The organism is Cognatilysobacter segetis (genome assembly GCF_004359965.1).
Taxonomy (GTDB): Bacteria; Pseudomonadota; Gammaproteobacteria; order Xanthomonadales; family Xanthomonadaceae; genus Cognatilysobacter; species Cognatilysobacter segetis.
The window spans coordinates 19,470-35,163 of record NZ_SMRQ01000032.1; the positions used below are offsets into that span (position 1 = coordinate 19,470).

General features: G+C 70.9%; 10 protein-coding genes and 2 pseudogenes. 6 read left to right on the forward strand and 6 right to left on the reverse strand.

Going from position 1 to position 15,694, the window contains the following annotated elements:
* Positions 1–35: 35 nt before the first annotated feature.
* The 3 genes from E4F61_RS08620 to E4F61_RS08630 form a co-directional block, all read right to left on the reverse strand.
* Positions 36–557 carry a GNAT family N-acetyltransferase gene (locus tag E4F61_RS08620; protein ID WP_133479268.1) on the reverse strand — a complete coding sequence of 174 codons (522 nt, stop codon included), beginning with the start codon at positions 555–557 and terminating at the stop codon, positions 36–38.
* The gene (gene aspS / locus E4F61_RS08625) at positions 554–2,338 is read right to left on the reverse strand and encodes an aspartate--tRNA ligase (protein ID WP_133479269.1); all 1,785 of its coding nucleotides are present in this window, start codon (positions 2,336–2,338) and stop codon (positions 554–556) included. The genes E4F61_RS08620 and aspS overlap by 4 nt, the downstream gene beginning before the upstream one ends.
* A gap of 160 nt (positions 2,339–2,498) precedes the next feature.
* Entirely contained in the window at positions 2,499–2,822 is a 324-nt protein-coding gene (locus tag E4F61_RS08630) for an FmdB family zinc ribbon protein (RefSeq protein ID WP_133479270.1), read from the reverse strand.
* A 79-nt stretch (positions 2,823–2,901) separates the two neighbouring features.
* Between E4F61_RS08630 and E4F61_RS08635 the strand changes: the two genes are divergently transcribed.
* Positions 2,902–3,618: an SIMPL domain-containing protein gene (locus E4F61_RS08635; RefSeq protein ID WP_162301456.1), complete on the forward strand. Its 717-nt coding sequence runs from the start codon at positions 2,902–2,904 to the stop codon at positions 3,616–3,618.
* A gap of 31 nt (positions 3,619–3,649) precedes the next feature.
* Here E4F61_RS08635 and E4F61_RS08640 read toward each other — a convergent pair whose 3' ends face one another.
* Complete coding sequence (locus E4F61_RS08640; protein ID WP_133479272.1) at positions 3,650–5,497, reverse strand: ABC-F family ATP-binding cassette domain-containing protein; 1,848 nt, start codon at positions 5,495–5,497, stop codon at positions 3,650–3,652.
* A gap of 121 nt (positions 5,498–5,618) precedes the next feature.
* Between E4F61_RS08640 and E4F61_RS08645 the strand changes: the two genes are divergently transcribed.
* Positions 5,619–7,295 carry a monovalent cation:proton antiporter-2 (CPA2) family protein gene (locus tag E4F61_RS08645; RefSeq protein WP_133479273.1) on the forward strand — a complete coding sequence of 559 codons (1,677 nt, stop codon included), beginning with the start codon at positions 5,619–5,621 and terminating at the stop codon, positions 7,293–7,295.
* 13 nt (positions 7,296–7,308) lie between these two features.
* The gene (locus E4F61_RS08650; protein ID WP_133479274.1) at positions 7,309–8,031 is read left to right on the forward strand and encodes an SIR2 family NAD-dependent protein deacylase; all 723 of its coding nucleotides are present in this window, start codon (positions 7,309–7,311) and stop codon (positions 8,029–8,031) included.
* Positions 8,032–8,158: 127 nt separating this feature from the next.
* On the opposite strand, the pseudogene clpB reads toward E4F61_RS08650, so the two are convergent.
* Positions 8,159–10,732: pseudogene (gene clpB, locus E4F61_RS08655) on the reverse strand (ATP-dependent chaperone ClpB); the annotation flags it as partial.
* A 160-nt stretch (positions 10,733–10,892) separates the two neighbouring features.
* Here clpB and otsB point away from each other — a divergent pair.
* The 3 genes and pseudogenes from otsB to otsA all read left to right on the forward strand — a co-directional run.
* Complete coding sequence (otsB, locus tag E4F61_RS08660; protein ID WP_425480134.1) at positions 10,893–11,660, forward strand: trehalose-phosphatase; 768 nt, start codon at positions 10,893–10,895, stop codon at positions 11,658–11,660.
* The gene (locus tag E4F61_RS08665; RefSeq protein ID WP_133479277.1) at positions 11,657–13,429 is read left to right on the forward strand and encodes a glycoside hydrolase family 15 protein; all 1,773 of its coding nucleotides are present in this window, start codon (positions 11,657–11,659) and stop codon (positions 13,427–13,429) included. The genes otsB and E4F61_RS08665 overlap by 4 nt, the downstream gene beginning before the upstream one ends.
* A gap of 85 nt (positions 13,430–13,514) precedes the next feature.
* A pseudogene (gene otsA, locus E4F61_RS08670) lies at positions 13,515–14,879 on the forward strand (alpha,alpha-trehalose-phosphate synthase (UDP-forming)); the annotation flags it as partial.
* A 159-nt stretch (positions 14,880–15,038) separates the two neighbouring features.
* On the opposite strand, the gene E4F61_RS14695 reads toward otsA, so the two are convergent.
* Positions 15,039–15,694: hypothetical protein (locus E4F61_RS14695; RefSeq protein WP_162301457.1), on the reverse strand; the 656-nt coding region annotated here is incomplete at its 5' end.

Here is a 15,694-nt window from a genome sequence, read left to right on the forward strand (position 1 = left end):
TCGGGGCGCGGCGCCGCGAATCCAAGCGCCGGCGATTACGCCTGCGCGGGACGGCGCAGGATGAACTCGAGATCGCGCACGCGCCCGACCGGGAATTCGTAGGTGCCGACTTTCCCGAAGCCGTAGCGCGCATAGAAGCGCTGGGCGCCGAGGTTCTCGCTCCACACGCCGAGCCACAGCGTGCGCGGGCCGTCACGCAGCAGCCAGTCCATCGCGGTGTCCATCAGGCGCCGCCCCGCGCCGCCGTTCTGGAATTCGCGCAGCACGTAGAGGCGCTTGAGCTCGCCGTCGCCGCGCGCCACGTCCGCATGCGGCAGGCCGCACGGACCGGCGGCGCAATGCCCGACGGCGCGGCCGTCGGCTTCGAGCAACCAGACCGCGTAATCGGGATGCGCGAGGATCGTCGCCTGCTTGTCGATGGCGTAGGCATCGTCGAGGAACGCGCGCAGGTCCTCGGCCGGGTACAGATGGCCGAAGGTCTCGACGAACGTCGCGGTGGCGAGCGCCGACAGCGTCGCCGCGTCGTCCACCGTCGCGCGGCGGATCGCCAGGCTCACTCGGCCTTGGCCTCGCGCGGACGCACCGCGACGTGCACTTCGGCCAGCTGCGCGTCCGGGATCGGCGACGGCGCGCCGGTCATCAGGCACTGCGCACCCGTGGTCTTCGGGAACGGAATGACGTCGCGGATGGATTCGGTGCCGGCCATCAGCGCGGCGATGCGGTCGATGCCGAACGCGATGCCGCCGTGCGGCGGCGCGCCGTAGCGCAGCGCCTCGAGCAGGAAGCCGAACTTGAGCTCGGCTTCCTCGCGGCCGATGCCGAGCAGGTCGAACACGGCCGACTGCATCGACGAACGGTGGATGCGGATCGAGCCGCCGCCGATCTCGTTGCCGTTGAGCACCATGTCGTAGCCGCGCGACACCGCGGTGGCGGCATTGGCGCGCAGGTCGGCCTCGTCGTCCACGCTCGGCGCGGTGAACGGATGGTGCAGCGCGACGTAGCGCTGCGCCTCCTCGTCCCACTCGAACATCGGGAAATCGGTGACCCACAGCGGGCGCCACGCGTTCTCGACCAGGCCCAGGTCCTTGCCGAGCTTGAGGCGCAGCGCGCCCATGAAGTCGGAGGCGACCTTGTACGTCGCGGCGCCGAAGAAGATCGCGTCGCCGGTGTTGGCGCGCGTCTCGCGCAGGATCGCGTCGAGGGTCGCGTCGTCGAGGAACTTGGCGATCGGCGAGTTGATGCCCTCGCGGCCCTTCGCGGCGTCCTCGACCTTCATCCACGCGACGCCCTTCGCGCCGTACTTGGCGGCATGCGCGCCGAGCTCGTCAATCTGCTTGCGCGAGAACTGCGCGCCGCCCGGGGCACGCAGCGCGATGACGCGGCCGTCGGCGTGGTTCGCCCAGTCGCTGAAGACCTTGAACTCGCAGGTCTTCACCAGCTCGGCGATGTCGGTGAACTCCATCGCGATGCGCAGGTCGGGCTTGTCCGAGCCGTAGCGGCGCATGGCCTCGGCGTAGGTCATGCGCGGGAACTGGGCGTCGAGCTCCACGCCGATCACCTCGCGGAACACGCTGCGGATCATGTCCTCGACGGTGTCCTGCACGTCGCGCTCGGACACCCACGCGAACTCCATGTCGAGCTGCGTGAATTCGAGCTGGCGATCGGCACGCAGCGCCTCGTCGCGGAAACAGCGCGCGATCTGGTAGTAGCGGTCGAAGCCCGCCATCATCAGGATCTGCTTGAACAGCTGCGGCGACTGCGGCAGCGCATAGAACTCGCCCGGGTGCATGCGCGCCGGCACGAGGAAGTCGCGCGCGCCTTCCGGCGTGGCCTTGGTGAGGATGGGCGTCTCGATGTCCTGGAAGCCGCGCTCGTCGAGGTAGCGGCGCAGCGCCGCGACCAGCTTGATGCGCGTGCGCATCATCGTCTGCATCTCGGGGCGGCGCAGGTCGAGGTAGCGGTAGCGCAGGCGGATGTCCTCGCCGGGATTCTCGTGCGCGTGGAACGGCAGCGGCTCGGCCTTGTTCAACACCTCGATCTTCGTCGCGACAACTTCCACCTTGCCGGTGGCGATGCGGTCGTTCACGGAATGGCGCGCGCGCACCGTGCCGGTGATGCGCAGGCAGTCCTCGTAGCCGACCTTCGACGCGGCGGCGATCACCTCGGCATTGCCGGCGGCGTCGGACGGCTCGGCGACGATCTGCACGATGCCTTCGTGGTCGCGTAGGTCGATGAAGCAGACGCCGCCGAGGTCGCGGGCGACGTCCGCCCAGCCGCAGAGGGTGACGGTCTGGCCGATCAGGCGCTCGTCGACGAGGCCGCAGAACTGGGTACGCATGGACACTCCGGCAGCGCCCCGCCGCGGGGCGCGATTGAGCCGGCTAGTTTACCGGGGCCACGGGACGAGGCGGACGCGCCGGAGCCCGGCGGGTCGCCGCGCGCCGGGAAACCCGACGGCCCGGCTGCCCGGGTCCGGCGACCGCGGCCGGCCGCGGGATTCAGCCCGCCGCGGGCTTCGGGTCCGATTTCGGCGCCGGCTTGGCCTCGGCGGGCTTGGCCGCGGCGGGCTTCGACTCGGACTTGGACTCCGTGCCTCCCGACGTGCCGCCGCCCTCGACCAGGTTGCGCTTCTTCTCGCCGTCCTTCTTGAAGTCGGTCTCGTACCAGCCGCCGCCGGCGAGGCGGAATTGCGGCGCGGTCAGCCGGCGGCGGACCTGCGGCGCCCCGCACTTCGGGCAATCCGTGGGGTCCGGATCGCTCATCTTCTGCAGGCGATCGAAGTCGTGGCCGCAGGCGGAGCATTCGAAGGCGTAGATGGGCATGGCGGACTGGAATCGCGGAGAACGGACCGGCACAGTAGGGCCGTCGCGCGCGAAATCAAGCGCGAGGGAGGGAATCCGCATGCAAGGCCTCGCCCGCATCGCCTCCGCCGCGCTGGTCGCGGCCGGCCGTCTCGGGGCCGGCTGGCTGGCCGGCCAGGGCATCACCCGCTTCCGCACCGACGACCGCTACGTCACCGTCAAGGGCTCGGCCGAGCGCACCGTCGACGCCGACCTCGTGGTCTGGCCCCTCGCGCATTCGGTGCTGGGCAGCGACCTCGCCGGCGTGCAGTCGCAGCTGGACGCCAACACCGCGGCGATCCAGCGCTTCTTCGCCGAGGCCGGGTTCGGCGCCGCCGAAATCTCCGTCGCGCCGCCCCGGCTGGAAGACCGCTGGGTATACAGCTCGGTCGACAACCGCCCGCCCGAGCGCTATCGCTACTCGACCACCGTCACGCTGCGCACGACGCAGGTGGCGAAGGCGCTGGCGGCGCTGCGCGGTAGCGGCAGGCTGGTCGCGCAGGGCGTCCGGCTCGGTGGCGAGGGCGGCGAAGGCGCGTCGGGCGGCCCGAGTTTCGAGTTCACCCACCTCAACACGATCAAACCGGCGCTGATCGCCGAGGCGACCTCGAACGCACGGCGCTCGGCGGAGCAGTTCGCGAAGGACTCCGGCGCGCGCGTGTCGGGCATCCGCAGCGCGAACCAGGGCGTGGTCTCGATCGAGGACCGCGACGCCGGCAGCCCGCACGTCAAGACGGTGCGGGTGGTGTCGACGGTGGAGTACTTCCTGCGCGACTGAGCGCGGTCCGGCGCAGCGGCCGCACCGGGGCTCAGGCGCCTTCGTATAGCGCGAGGTAGTCCGCCTCCGCCTTCTCCAGCCGGGCCGCGAGGCGCTCGCGTTCCCGGCTGAGCATCGCCGCCTCGGCGAAGCGCGACGGATCGGCGAGGTCGGCGTCCAGCGCGTGCAGCTTGGCTTCGAGCTCGGCGACGGTCGCCTCGGCGGCCGCGAGCTTGACCGGATTCGACTTCCGGCCCGGCTTGGCCGGAGCGGCGGCGGCCTTCGCGGTGGCGGCGGGCGACGGCACCGCCTTCGCCTTGCCGTCGTCGGCCTCGCGCGTGCGCAGCCAGACCGCGTATTCGTCGAGGTCGCCGTCGAACGGCTGCGCGACGCCGCCGGCCACGCGCCAGAACGTCTCGCAGACCAGGCCGATCATGTGGCGATCGTGGCTGACCAGCACGATCGCGCCGTCGAAGTCGGCCAGCGCCTCGGCCAGCGCCTCGCGCATGTCGAGGTCGAGGTGGTTGGTCGGCTCGTCGAGCAGCAGCACGTTCGGCTTGCGCCAGGCGATCATCGCCAGCGCCAGGCGCGCGCGCTCGCCGCCGGAGAAGCCGTCGACCGGTTCGAACGCGCGGTCCCCGGGGAACTGCCACTTGCCGAGGAAGTCGCGCAGCTGCTGCGTGGCGACGCCCGGCGCGAGCTTGGACAGGTGGTCGATCGGCGTCTCGCCCTCGCGCAGCGATTCCACGGTGTGCTGCGCGAAGTAGCCGATGCGCAGGTCCGGATGCGCGCCGCGCTCGCCGTCGAGCAACGGGATCTCGCCCACCAGCGTCTTCACCAGCGTCGACTTGCCCGCGCCGTTGGGGCCCAGCAGCGCGATGCGGTCGCCGGCCTCAAGGCGGAAGATGACGTCGTGCAGGACTTCCCGCTCGCCGTAGCCGCAGTTGGCATGCGTGAGGCCCAGCAGCGAGTGCGGCAGCCTGTCGGGCACCGGGAAGTCGATGTGCAGCGAGCGCTCGGCACGCACCGCCTCGGTGCCCGCGAGCTTGGCCAGCCGCTTCATGCGGCTCTGCGCCTGCTTGGCCTTCGACGCCTTGGCCTTGAAGCGGTCGATGAACTTCTGCAGGTGCGCGCGCTCGACCTGTTCCTTCTCGAAGGCGATCTGCTGCTGGCGCAGCTGCTCGGCGCGCTGGCGCTCGAAGTCGGTGTAATTGCCGGTGTAGAGCTTGGCGGTATTCGAATGCAGGTGCAGCACGTGGCTGCAGATGCCGTCGAGGAACTCGCGGTCGTGCGAGATTACGAACAGCGTGCCGGGGTACTTCAGCAACCACTGTTCGAGCCAGAGCACGGCGTCGAGGTCGAGGTGGTTGGTGGGCTCGTCGAGCAGCAGCAGGTCGGACGGCGTCATCAGCGCGCGCGCGAGGTTCAGGCGCACGCGCCAGCCACCGGAGAACGTCTTGACCGCGCGGTCGTGCGTGTCGGCGGAGAAGCCGAGGCCGTGCAGCAGCTTGGCGGCGCGCGCCTCGGCATCGTAGCCGCCGACTTCCTCGAGGCGGTGATGCGCTTCGGCAACGGCTTCCCAATCCTCGCGGGCGACGGCATCGCGCTCGGCGGCGATCGCCGCATGCACGACGGCATCGCCGGACAGCACGAAGTCGAGCGCGCTATCGTCGAGCGCCGGCGTCTCCTGCGCCACGCTCGCGATGCGCGCGCGGCCGGGGATGTCGATGTCGCCCTTGTCGGGCTCCACCTCGCCCTGCAGCGCGGCGAACAGCGAGGATTTGCCCGTGCCGTTGCGGCCGACCACGCCCACGCGCCAGCCGGCGTGCAGGGAGAGGTCGACGCCGGACAAAAGCAGGCGCTCGCCGCGTCGCAGCGAAAAGTCACGGAAACCGATCATGCGGCCATTGTACCGGGACGCTACGGGCCGCCCGCGCGCACGCGGTCGCAACGTCCAGCGGTTAAGGTGATGAACGGACCCCGCCCCGCGGTTTTGCCGCGCCGCCCACGACGGAGCCTCGATGCACCACACCTCGCTCATCGCCCTGCTGGTCGCCGGCTTCGTGCTGGCGTTCCTGTTCGGCGGCCTCGCCCACCGCCTCAAGCTGTCGCCGCTGGTGGGCTACCTGATCGCCGGCGTGGTGATCGGGCCGTTCACGCCCGGCTTCATCGCCGACCGCTCGCTCGCGCCGCAGCTCGCCGAGATTGGCGTGATCCTGCTGATGTTCGGCGTCGGCCTGCATTTCTCGATGCGCGACCTGCTCGCGGTGAAGGGCATCGCCGTGCCGGGCGCGATCGCGCAGATCGTGGTGGTGAGCGCGATGGGCTGGGGGCTCGCGCGCCTGTTCGGCTGGAGGGACGGTGCGGGCGTGGTGTTCGGGCTCGCGCTGTCGGTGGCCAGTACGGTGGTCGTGCTGCGCGGACTGGAGGAGCGCCGCTTGCTCGACAGCAGCCGCGGGCGCATCGCGGTGGGCTGGCTGATCGTCGAGGACCTGGCCATGGTGCTCGCGCTGGTGCTGCTGCCGGCGCTGGCCGGCAAGGCCGACGGCGAAGGCGAAGGCGGCATCGGGATGGCGCTGCTGGCGACGGTCGCCAAGGTCGGTGGCTTCGCCGTGTTCATGTGGATGGTCGGGCGGCGTGCGATTCCGTGGATCCTCGAACGCGTGGCCGGCACCGGCTCGCGCGAGCTGTTCACGCTGTGCGTGCTCGCGATCGCGCTCGGCGTGGCGTTCGCGTCGGCGGAACTGTTCGGCGTGTCGTTCGCGCTCGGGGCGTTCTTCGCCGGCCTGATCCTCAGCGAGTCCGAATTCAGCCATCAGGCCGCCAGCGAGACGCTGCCCCTGCGCGATGCCTTCGCCGTGCTGTTCTTCGTGTCGGTCGGCATGCTGTTCGATCCGACCATCCTGTTCGACCACCCGGTGCACGTGGTCGCCACCGCCGCGCTGGTCATCCTCGGCAACGGCGCGGTGGCGTGGCTCGTGGCGCGACTGCTGCGCAAGGACGCATCGACCGCGGGCCTGCTGGCAGTGAGCCTGTCCCAGATCGGCGAGTTCTCGTTCATCCTCGCCACGCTCGGCGTGTCGCTCGACCTGCTGCCCAGCGAAGGGCAGGACCTCATCCTGGGCTCGGCGATCCTGTCGATCGTGCTGAATCCCGTGCTGTTCGCCCTGCACGACCGCATGGAGGCGCGCCGCGGCCGCCAGGCGCCTGCCGAGCACGACGTGATGACGCCGCCGCTGCCGGACGGCGGGCAGCCGCACGTGATCCTGATCGGCTATGGCCGCGTGGGCAGCGAGCTCGGCCCGCTGCTCGTCGGGCACGGCGTGCCGGTCGTGGCGATCGATGATGATCCGCCGCTGGTCGCGCGTGCACGCGCCGCCGGCATCCCCGCGGTGCGCGGACATGCGGCGAATCCCGCCGTGCTCGCGGAAGCGAGGCCCGCCTCGGCGCAGATGGCGCTGCTGGCGATCCCGAACGCGTTCGAGGCCGGCGAGATCATCGAGCGCCTGCGCGAAGCGAACCCGTCGATCAGCATCATGGCGCGCGCGCATTCCGACGCCGGGGTGAAGTACCTGCTCGACCGCGGGGCCGACGGCGCGGTGATGGCCGAGCGCGAGCTGGCGCACAGCCTCGCGGAAATGGTGATGGCGCTGCCGGCGTTCCGGGGGTCTCATCCGCTTCCCTCTTCGGCCACGTAACCGGCGACGAGCGATGCGGATCGCGCTCCTCACCGGCGCGGGCATGTCCGCCGAAAGTGGCGTGCCGACCTTCCGCGACGCACTGACCGGGCTGTGGTCGCGCTTCGATGCCGAGCGCCTCGCCACGCCGCAGGCGTTCCGCGCGGATCCCGACCTCGTCTGGGGCTGGTACCGCTGGCGCGCCGCGCAGGCCTCGCGCGCGACCCCGCATGCCGGCCACGACGCCATCGCCGCACTCGAGCGGCACGCCCACGTCGACGTCGTCACGCAGAACGTGGACGACCTGCACGAGCGCGCCGGCAGCACGCGCGTGGCGCACCTGCACGGACGGCTGCTGCGCTCGCGCTGCGACGACTGCGGCACGACGGCCTCGCCCGATCCGATCCTCGCGCCTTACGCGGGCGGCGACGAAGGCCGTCGCGAAGCGCCGCCGGCCTGCGCGCGCTGCGGCGGCCGGTTCCGTCCCGACGTCGTCTGGTTCGGCGAGGCGCTGCCCGAGTCCGCGTGGAACGCGGGCGTCGAAGCGGTGCGCGGCTGCGACTGCGTGGTCGTCGTGGGAACGTCGGGACTGGTGCAGCCGGCGGCGTCGCTGCCGTCGATGGCGCGCGCGCTCGGCAAGCCGGTGCTGGAGATCAACCCGGTGCCCAGCGCGCTGACGCCGCAGGTCGACGCGCACTGGGCGATGCCGGCAAGCACTGGCCTGCAGCGCCTGCTGGACGACATCGCCGGCGGATGAAAAAAGGCCGCGACGCCGTCGCGGCCTTTCGCTCACCCGATACGGCGGTTCAATGCACCGAGCGCGAGCTCGGCTCGGTCGCGGACGCGCGCGGCACGCCGCCCGGCAGGCCGCCCTCCGTGCGGTCGAAGGCGAGGTGCCCGCCCTCGGTACGCACGCGGATCGTGTCGCCACTGGCGAACTCGCCCGCGAGGATGCGCTGCGCGAGCGGGTTCTCCAGCTGCTGCTGGATCGCGCGCTTGAGGGGCCGCGCGCCGTAGACCGGGTCGAAGCCGACGTTGCCGAGCAGCGTCAGCGCCTCCTCCGTCAGCTCGAGCCTGAGGCCGCGCTCGGCGAGCCGCTTCTCCAGACCGCGCAGCTGGATCTTCGCGATCTCCCGGATCTGCGCCTTGTCGAGCGGATGGAACACGACGATGTCGTCGAGTCGATTGATGAACTCCGGGCGGAAGTGCGCCTGCACCACACCCATCACCGCCGCCTTCATCTGCATGTAGGCCTGCGGCGAATCGTCGCCCGCCATCTCCTGGATCTGGTGCGAGCCGAGGTTCGAGGTCATCACGATGACGGTATTTCGGAAATCGACCGTGCGGCCCTGGCCGTCGGTGAGGCGGCCGTCGTCCAGCACCTGCAGGAGGATGTTGAACACGTCCGGATGCGCCTTCTCGACCTCGTCGAGCAGGATCACGCTGTACGGGCGACGCCGCACCGCCTCGGTGAGGTAGCCGCCTTCCTCGTACCCGACGTAGCCCGGAGGCGCACCGACGAGGCGGCTCACCGCGTGCTTCTCCATGAACTCGCTCATGTCGATGCGCACCATCGCGTCGGTACTGTCGAAGAGGAACTCGGCCAGCGCCTTGCACAGCTCGGTCTTGCCCACGCCGGTCGGGCCGAGGAACAGGAACGAGCCGCTCGGGCGGTTCGGATCGGAAAGACCGGCGCGCGAACGACGCACGGCATCCGACACGACCTTGATCGCCTCGTCCTGCCCGACCACGCGCGTGTGCAGATGCTCTTCCATCCTCAAAAGCTTCTCACGCTCGCCTTCGAGCATCTTGCTGACCGGAATGCCGGTCCAGCGCGCGACGACCTCGGCGATCTCCTCGGCGGTGACCTTGTCCTGCAGCAGCCTGAAGCCCTTGCTTTCGGCTTCCTGCGCGGCGGCCAGCTGCTTCTCGAGTTCGGGAAGCAGGCCGTATTGGATCTCGGACATGCGCGCGTAGTCCTGCCTGCGCTGCGCGGCTTCGAGCTCGAGCTTTGCCGCTTCGATCTGCTCCTTGATCTTCGTCGCACCCTGCAGGGTCGCCTTCTCGGCCTTCCAGATCTCCTCGAGGTCGTTGAACTCGCGCTCGAGCGTGGCGATCTCGCTTTCGAGGTCCGCCAGGCGCTGCTTCGACGCCTCGTCCTTCTCCTTCTTCAGCGCCTCGCGCTGGATCTTGAGCTGGATCAGGCGACGCTCGCGACGGTCGAGTTCCTCCGGCTTGGAATCGATCTCCATGCGGATGCGGCTCGCCGCCTCGTCCATCAGGTCGATGGCCTTGTCCGGCAGCTGGCGGTCGGCGATGTAGCGATGGCTGAGCGTGGCCGCGGCGACGATCGCCGGATCGGTGATCTCCACGCCGTGGTGCACGGCGTAGCGCTCCTTCAGGCCGCGCAGGATCGCGATGGTGTCCTCGACGCTGGGCTCGCCGACGAACACCTTCTGGAAGCGGCGCTCCAGCGCGGCGTCCTTCTCGACGTACTTGCGGTACTCGTCGAGCGTGGTCGCGCCGATGCAGTGCAGCTCGCCGCGCGCGAGCGCCGGCTTGAGCATGTTGCCGGCGTCCATCGCGCCCTCGGCCTTGCCGGCGCCGACCATCGTGTGCAGCTCGTCGATGAACAGGATGATCTGGCCTTCGTTCTTCGACAGGTCGTTGAGCACGGCCTTGAGGCGTTCCTCGAACTCGCCGCGGTACTTGGCGCCAGCGATCAGCGAGCCCATGTCGAGCGACAGCACGCGCCTGCCGCGAAGGCCCTCGGGCACCTCGCCGTTGACGATGCGCTGCGCGAGGCCTTCCACGATGGCCGTCTTGCCCACGCCCGGCTCGCCGATCAGCACCGGATTGTTCTTGGTGCGACGCTGCAGCACCTGGATCGTGCGGCGGATCTCCTCGTCGCGACCCACCACCGGATCGAGCTTGCCGCTCTCGGCGCGCGCGGTGAGGTCGATCGTGTACTTCTCGAGCGCCTGGCGCGCGTCTTCCGCGTTCTCGTCCTGCACCTTCTCTCCTCCGCGCAGCTTGTCGATGGCCGCTTCGAGCTTCTCCCGGGGGGCGCCCGTCGCCTTCAGCGCGCGACCGAGGTCGCCGCCGTCCTCCAGGGCCGCGAGCACGAACAGCTCGCTCGCGATGAAGCTGTCGCCGCGCTGGCTGGCCAGCTTGTCGGTGACGTTGAGCAGGCGCGCGAGATCGTTGCCGATGGACACGTTGCCGGCCTGGCCCGAGACCTTCGGCAGTTTCTCCAGCGACTCGCCGAGGCGCTCGCGCAGCGCCGCGACGTTGACGCCCGCCTGCGCGAGCAGCGGGCGCGTGCTGCCGCCCTGCTGGTCGAGCAGCGCGGTCATCAGGTGCACGGGCTCGATGACGGAATGGTCGCGCGCGACCGCGAGCGACTGCGCGTCGCCCAGCGCCTGCTGGAAGCGGGAGGTGAGCTTGTCCATCCGCATGGGAAGTCCTCGATCGGGGGCGGCCGATGACCGCGATGCCCGATAGATGCGGCCTATGCGCGGTGCTTCAAGCGTCCCGCGCGACCGTTCAGCGGCACGTCAAGCCGCGCACCGGCTGTCCACGGCGTGCTTACGCCGGCCTGCCCAGACTGCGCCGATGATCGCGACCGCCCCGCAGGCCCTGCCCGCCCCGCCGCCCGTGCAGTCGCACTGGGCCCTGTTCCTCGACGTCGACGGTTGCCTGCTCGACTTCGCCGACCGCCCGGAAGACGTGCAGGTGCCCGAAGGCCTGCGCGAATCGCTGATACGGCTGTCGCGCGCACTCGACGGCGCGGTGGCCTTCATCAGCGGCCGGCGCATCGCGCAGATCGACCAGATCTTCGCCCCGTTGCGCCTGCCCGCCGCCGGCCTGCACGGCCTGGAGCTTCGCGAGGGCGACGACGGCGACGACCACGCATTCCACGTGCCGGGCGACCTCGCCAACATCCGCGAGGCGGCCGAGCAGGTCGCCGCCGCGTATCCGGGCGCGCGCGTGGAGGACAAGGGCGCGGCCATCGCGCTGCACTGGCGGGCCGCGCCGGCCGCGCGCTCGCCCATGGAGGCGCTGGCCGCCTCCGCGCTGGCACGCCTGCCGGGCTATCGCCTGCAGCACGGCAACTGCGTGGTCGAGCTGAGGCCCGCGCACAGCGACAAGGGCGAGGCGGTGCGCCAGCTGATGCAGGCGCCGCCGTTCGCCGGCCGCACGCCGGTCTACGCCGGCGACGACCTGACCGACGAGGACGGCTTCTCGGCCGCGAACCACCTCGGCGGGCTGTCCGTGCGCGTGGGCGACCGCCAGCCCAGCCTGGCCACGCACACGCTGGCCGGCACCGACGCCCTGCGCGACTGGCTGCACGAGGCCGCGGCGCGCCTGGACGCCGCCGCATGAGCACGCTCGACCTGGGCCTCATCGGCAACTGCAGCATCGGTGCGCTGGTCGACCCGGCCGGCCGCATCGTCTGGGCCTGCGTGCCCGCGTTCGACGGCGATCCGACGTTCTGCGCGCTGCTCTCGCCGCGCATCGACGGCGGCGACTTCGCGATCGAGCTGGACGACTGCGTCGGCACCGAGCAGCACTACGTCGAGAACACCGCCGTGCTGCGCACGGTGCTGCGCGATTCGCGCGGCGGCGTGGTCGAGATCCTCGACTTCGCCCCGCGCTGGAAGCAGTACGACCGCTTCTACCGCCCGGTCATGCTGACGCGCAGCGTGCGCCCGCTCGCCGGCGAGCCGCGCGTGCGCGTGCGCCTGCGCCCGCTTGCCGAGTACGGCGCGCGCGTGCCCGAGGTCACCTGGGGCAGCAACCACATCCGCTACGTGCTGCCCGGCTTCACGCTGCGCCTCAATACCGATGCCGCGATCCGGCTGGTGCGCGAGGAGACGCCGTTCCTGCTCGACCGCGAGCTGCACTTCATCCTCGGCCCGGACGAGACGCTGACGCGCCCGGTCGCGGAATTCGCCCGCGAATCGCTGGAGAAGACGGTCGACTACTGGCGCGACTGGGTGCGCGCGCTGTCGATCCCGCTGGAATGGCAGGACGCCGTCATCCGCAGCGCGATCACGCTCAAGCTCTGCCAGTACGACGAGACCGGCGCGATCGTCGCCGCGCTTACCACGTCGATCCCCGAGGCGGCGGGCACGGCGCGCAACTGGGACTACCGCTACTGCTGGCTGCGCGACGCCGCGTTCGTCGTGCGCGCGCTCAATCGCCTCGGCGCCACGCGCACGATGGAGGAGTACCTGCGCTACGTGTCCAACCTCATCCCCGAGGACGGCCACCTGCAGCCGCTCTACGGGATCGGCCTGCAGCGCGAGCTGCACGAGGAGGAAGTGCCGACGCTCGCGGGCTATCGCGGCATGGGCCCGGTGCGGCGCGGCAACCTGGCGTGGGTGCAGCCGCAGCACGACGTCTACGGCAGCGTGGTGCTGGCGTCCACGCAGCTGTTCTTCGACCGCCGCCTCAACCTGCCGAGCGGCGCCGTGCACTTCCAGCGCCTGGAGCGCCTGGGCGAGCGCGCCTACGCGCTGTTCGAACAGCCCGACGCCGGCCTGTGGGAGTTCCGCGGCCGCGTGGAGGTGCATACCTATTCCGCCGTGATGTGCTGGGCGGCCTGTGATCGCCTCGCCAAGATCGCCGCGCAGCTGCAGCTGCACGATCGCGCGGCGTTCTGGCACGAACGCGCCGCACGCATGCACGCGCGTATCAGCGAGCTGGCCTTCGATCCGCGGCGCGGCTGGTTCGTGGAAGGCACGCACAGCGGCCGCATGGACGCGGTGCTGCTGCTGCTGGCCGACCTCGGCTTCGTCCGCGCCGACGACCCGCGCTTCGCGGCGACGGTCGACGCGGTGGGCCGCGAGCTGCGCAGCGGCGACGGCATGCTGCGCTACGTCGCGCCCGACGACTTCGGCGTGCCCGAAACCAGCTTTACCATCTGCACGTTCTGGTACATCGACGCGCTGGCGGCGGTCGGCCGCACCCACGAGGCGCGCGAACTGTTCGAGCGCGTGCTCGCGCGGCGCAACCACCTGGGTCTGCTGTCGGAGGACATGGCGCTGGAAGGCAGCGAGCTCTGGGGCAACTTCCCGCAGACGTATTCGCATGTCGGCCTGATCAACGCGGCCATGCGCCTGAGCCGCCCCTGGCAGGACGCGACGTAGCCGGTCCATCACGTGGCCGACAAACGCAGGACGGCATCCTGACGGCCTCGGCCAACGCCGGTCGGTACAGGGAAATTCAGCTCCGATGGGTCGCCTCGTCGTCGTCAGCAACCGCGTCGCGCTGCCGGAAGAATCGCGTGCCGGCGGCCTCGCCATCGCGCTGCTCGACGCACTGCGCGAGGAAGGCGGCATGTGGTTCGGCTGGAGCGGCCGGATCGACCCGCACGCGTCCGGCCGCCTGCACGAGCAGCAGGACGGCAACATCGAATTCGTCACCATGGACCTGTCCGAGCAGGACCACGAGGACTACTACAACGGCTTCGCCAACCGCACGCTGTGGCCGCTGCTGCACTTCCGCATGGACCTGGTGGACTACAGCCGCGATACCTACGCGGGCTACCAGTGCGTCAATGCGCTGTTCGCGGGCAAGCTCGCGCCGCTGCTGCGCGAGGACGACCTCGTCTGGATCCACGACTACCACCTGATCCCGCTGGCCAAGCTGCTGCGCGAACGCGGCGTCAAATGCCGCATCGGGTTCTTCCTGCACGTGCCGATGCCGTCGTCGGACCTGCTCGCCGCGCTGCCGAGCCACCAGCGCCTGTTCGAAGGGCTGTCGTCCTGCGATCTGGTCGGCTTCCAGACCGAGCGCGACCTCGAGCGCTTCCAGGACTACGTGCGCCTGTTCGGGCGTGGCCGCGTGATCGAGCGCGGCCTGATGGAAGCACCGAACGGCCGGCGTTTCCGCGCCGGCGCGTTCCCGATCAGCATCGACACGCGCCGCATCGCCGAGCTCGCCGCCGAGGCGGTGAACAAACCCAGCGTGAAGCGGCTCGTGGCGAGCATGTCCGGCCGCGCGCTCGCGATCGGCGTGGACCGGCTGGACTATTCGAAGGGCCTGCCCGAGCGCCTGCGCAGCTTTCAGAACTACCTGCACCGCTATCCGCAGCAGCGCGGGCAGCTCACGTTCCTGCAGATCGCGCCCGTGTCGCGGGGTGGCGTCGCCGAATACCGCCACCTGCGCGAGGAACTCGAGCAGCTCTCCGGGCACATCAACGGGCGCTACGCGGAGCCGGACTGGACGCCGCTGCGCTACGTCAACCGCAACTACCCGCATTCCACGCTGACCGGGTTCTACCGGCTCGCCAAGGTCGGGCTGGTCACGCCGCTGCGCGACGGCATGAACCTGGTCGCTAAGGAATTCGTCGCCGCGCAGGACGCCGAGGATCCCGGCGTGCTGCTGCTCTCCCCGTTCGCGGGCGCGGCGCGCGAGCTCGACGGCGCGCTGATCGTGAACCCCTACGACATCGACGGCGCCGGCGATGCGATCGCGCAGGCCATGACGATGCCGCTGGCCGAGCGCCGCGAGCGATGGGACGCGATGTTCCGCCACCTCTGCGCGCACGACGTCACGCACTGGCGGCGCACGTACCTGCAGGCACTCCGCGACGTGCACCTCGACATCGACGCGCACGCCGAGCGCGCGGAGGACGAGCCGACGGAACGCGAGGGCGGCACCTGGCACGAGCGCCGCACCGGCGGCGATCGCCGGTCGGGCGGCGAGCGGCGCATCCCGCTCGTGGCGCCGGCGCCGCCCCGGCACTGAGGCCGATCAGCCCGCCAGCGACGCGATCTTGCGCAGCTCCGACGCGGCCGCCGACAGCGTGGTCGCCAGGCGCGACACGCCGAGTTCCGCCAGCTCGCGACGCTGGCGCATCTGTGCGCCGCTCTGCAGGCCGGGTCGCACGACCAGCACCGGCAGGTCGTCGAACGCGGTGCGCAGTCGCTTGATCACGTAGCGCACCTGCGCGAGCCCACCGGGCGGCACCGACACCAGCACGACCGCGTCGACGCCCGCGGCGCGTACCTGCTCGACCACGTCGGACGCCAGCACGGCCGACGTCGCGGGCGCCCAGTCGATGCGGCCCATGTCCACGAGCTTGCCCAGCATGGTCAGCGCCACCTCGTCGACGGCGTCGCGCACGGGGATCGCCAGCACGCGCGTGCGATCGGCACCGACCAGCGCGTCCGGGCGGATCAGGCGCCGGTGCGCATCCACCATCGCGTGCGCCTCGTCGACCACGCGCGCATGGTCGGCGGGGTCGAGGCGACCGTGGCGCAGGTCTTCGCGCGCATGCCCCAGCATCGGCACCACGATCTCGTCGTAGGCGCGGTCCAGCCCGTCCAGCGCGGCGTAATCGTCGAGCAGGTCGGCGGCCTCGGTGTCGTCCTGCGCGAGCAGGCGCTGGTAGTAGCGGTGCGCGGGCG

Coding starts and splice junctions, on each gene's coding strand:
- aspS (WP_133479269.1), bottom strand. CDS start 2,338: ATGCGTACCCAGTTCTGCGGCCTCGTCGACGAGCGCCTGATCGGCCAG.
- E4F61_RS08630 (WP_133479270.1), bottom strand. CDS start 2,822: ATGCCCATCTACGCCTTCGAATGCTCCGCCTGCGGCCACGACTTCGAT.
- E4F61_RS08635 (WP_162301456.1), top strand. CDS start 2,902: ATGCAAGGCCTCGCCCGCATCGCCTCCGCCGCGCTGGTCGCGGCCGGC.
- E4F61_RS08640 (WP_133479272.1), bottom strand. CDS start 5,497: ATGATCGGTTTCCGTGACTTTTCGCTGCGACGCGGCGAGCGCCTGCTT.
- E4F61_RS08645 (WP_133479273.1), top strand. CDS start 5,619: ATGCACCACACCTCGCTCATCGCCCTGCTGGTCGCCGGCTTCGTGCTG.
- E4F61_RS08650 (WP_133479274.1), top strand. CDS start 7,309: ATGCGGATCGCGCTCCTCACCGGCGCGGGCATGTCCGCCGAAAGTGGC.
- E4F61_RS08665 (WP_133479277.1), top strand. CDS start 11,657: ATGAGCACGCTCGACCTGGGCCTCATCGGCAACTGCAGCATCGGTGCG.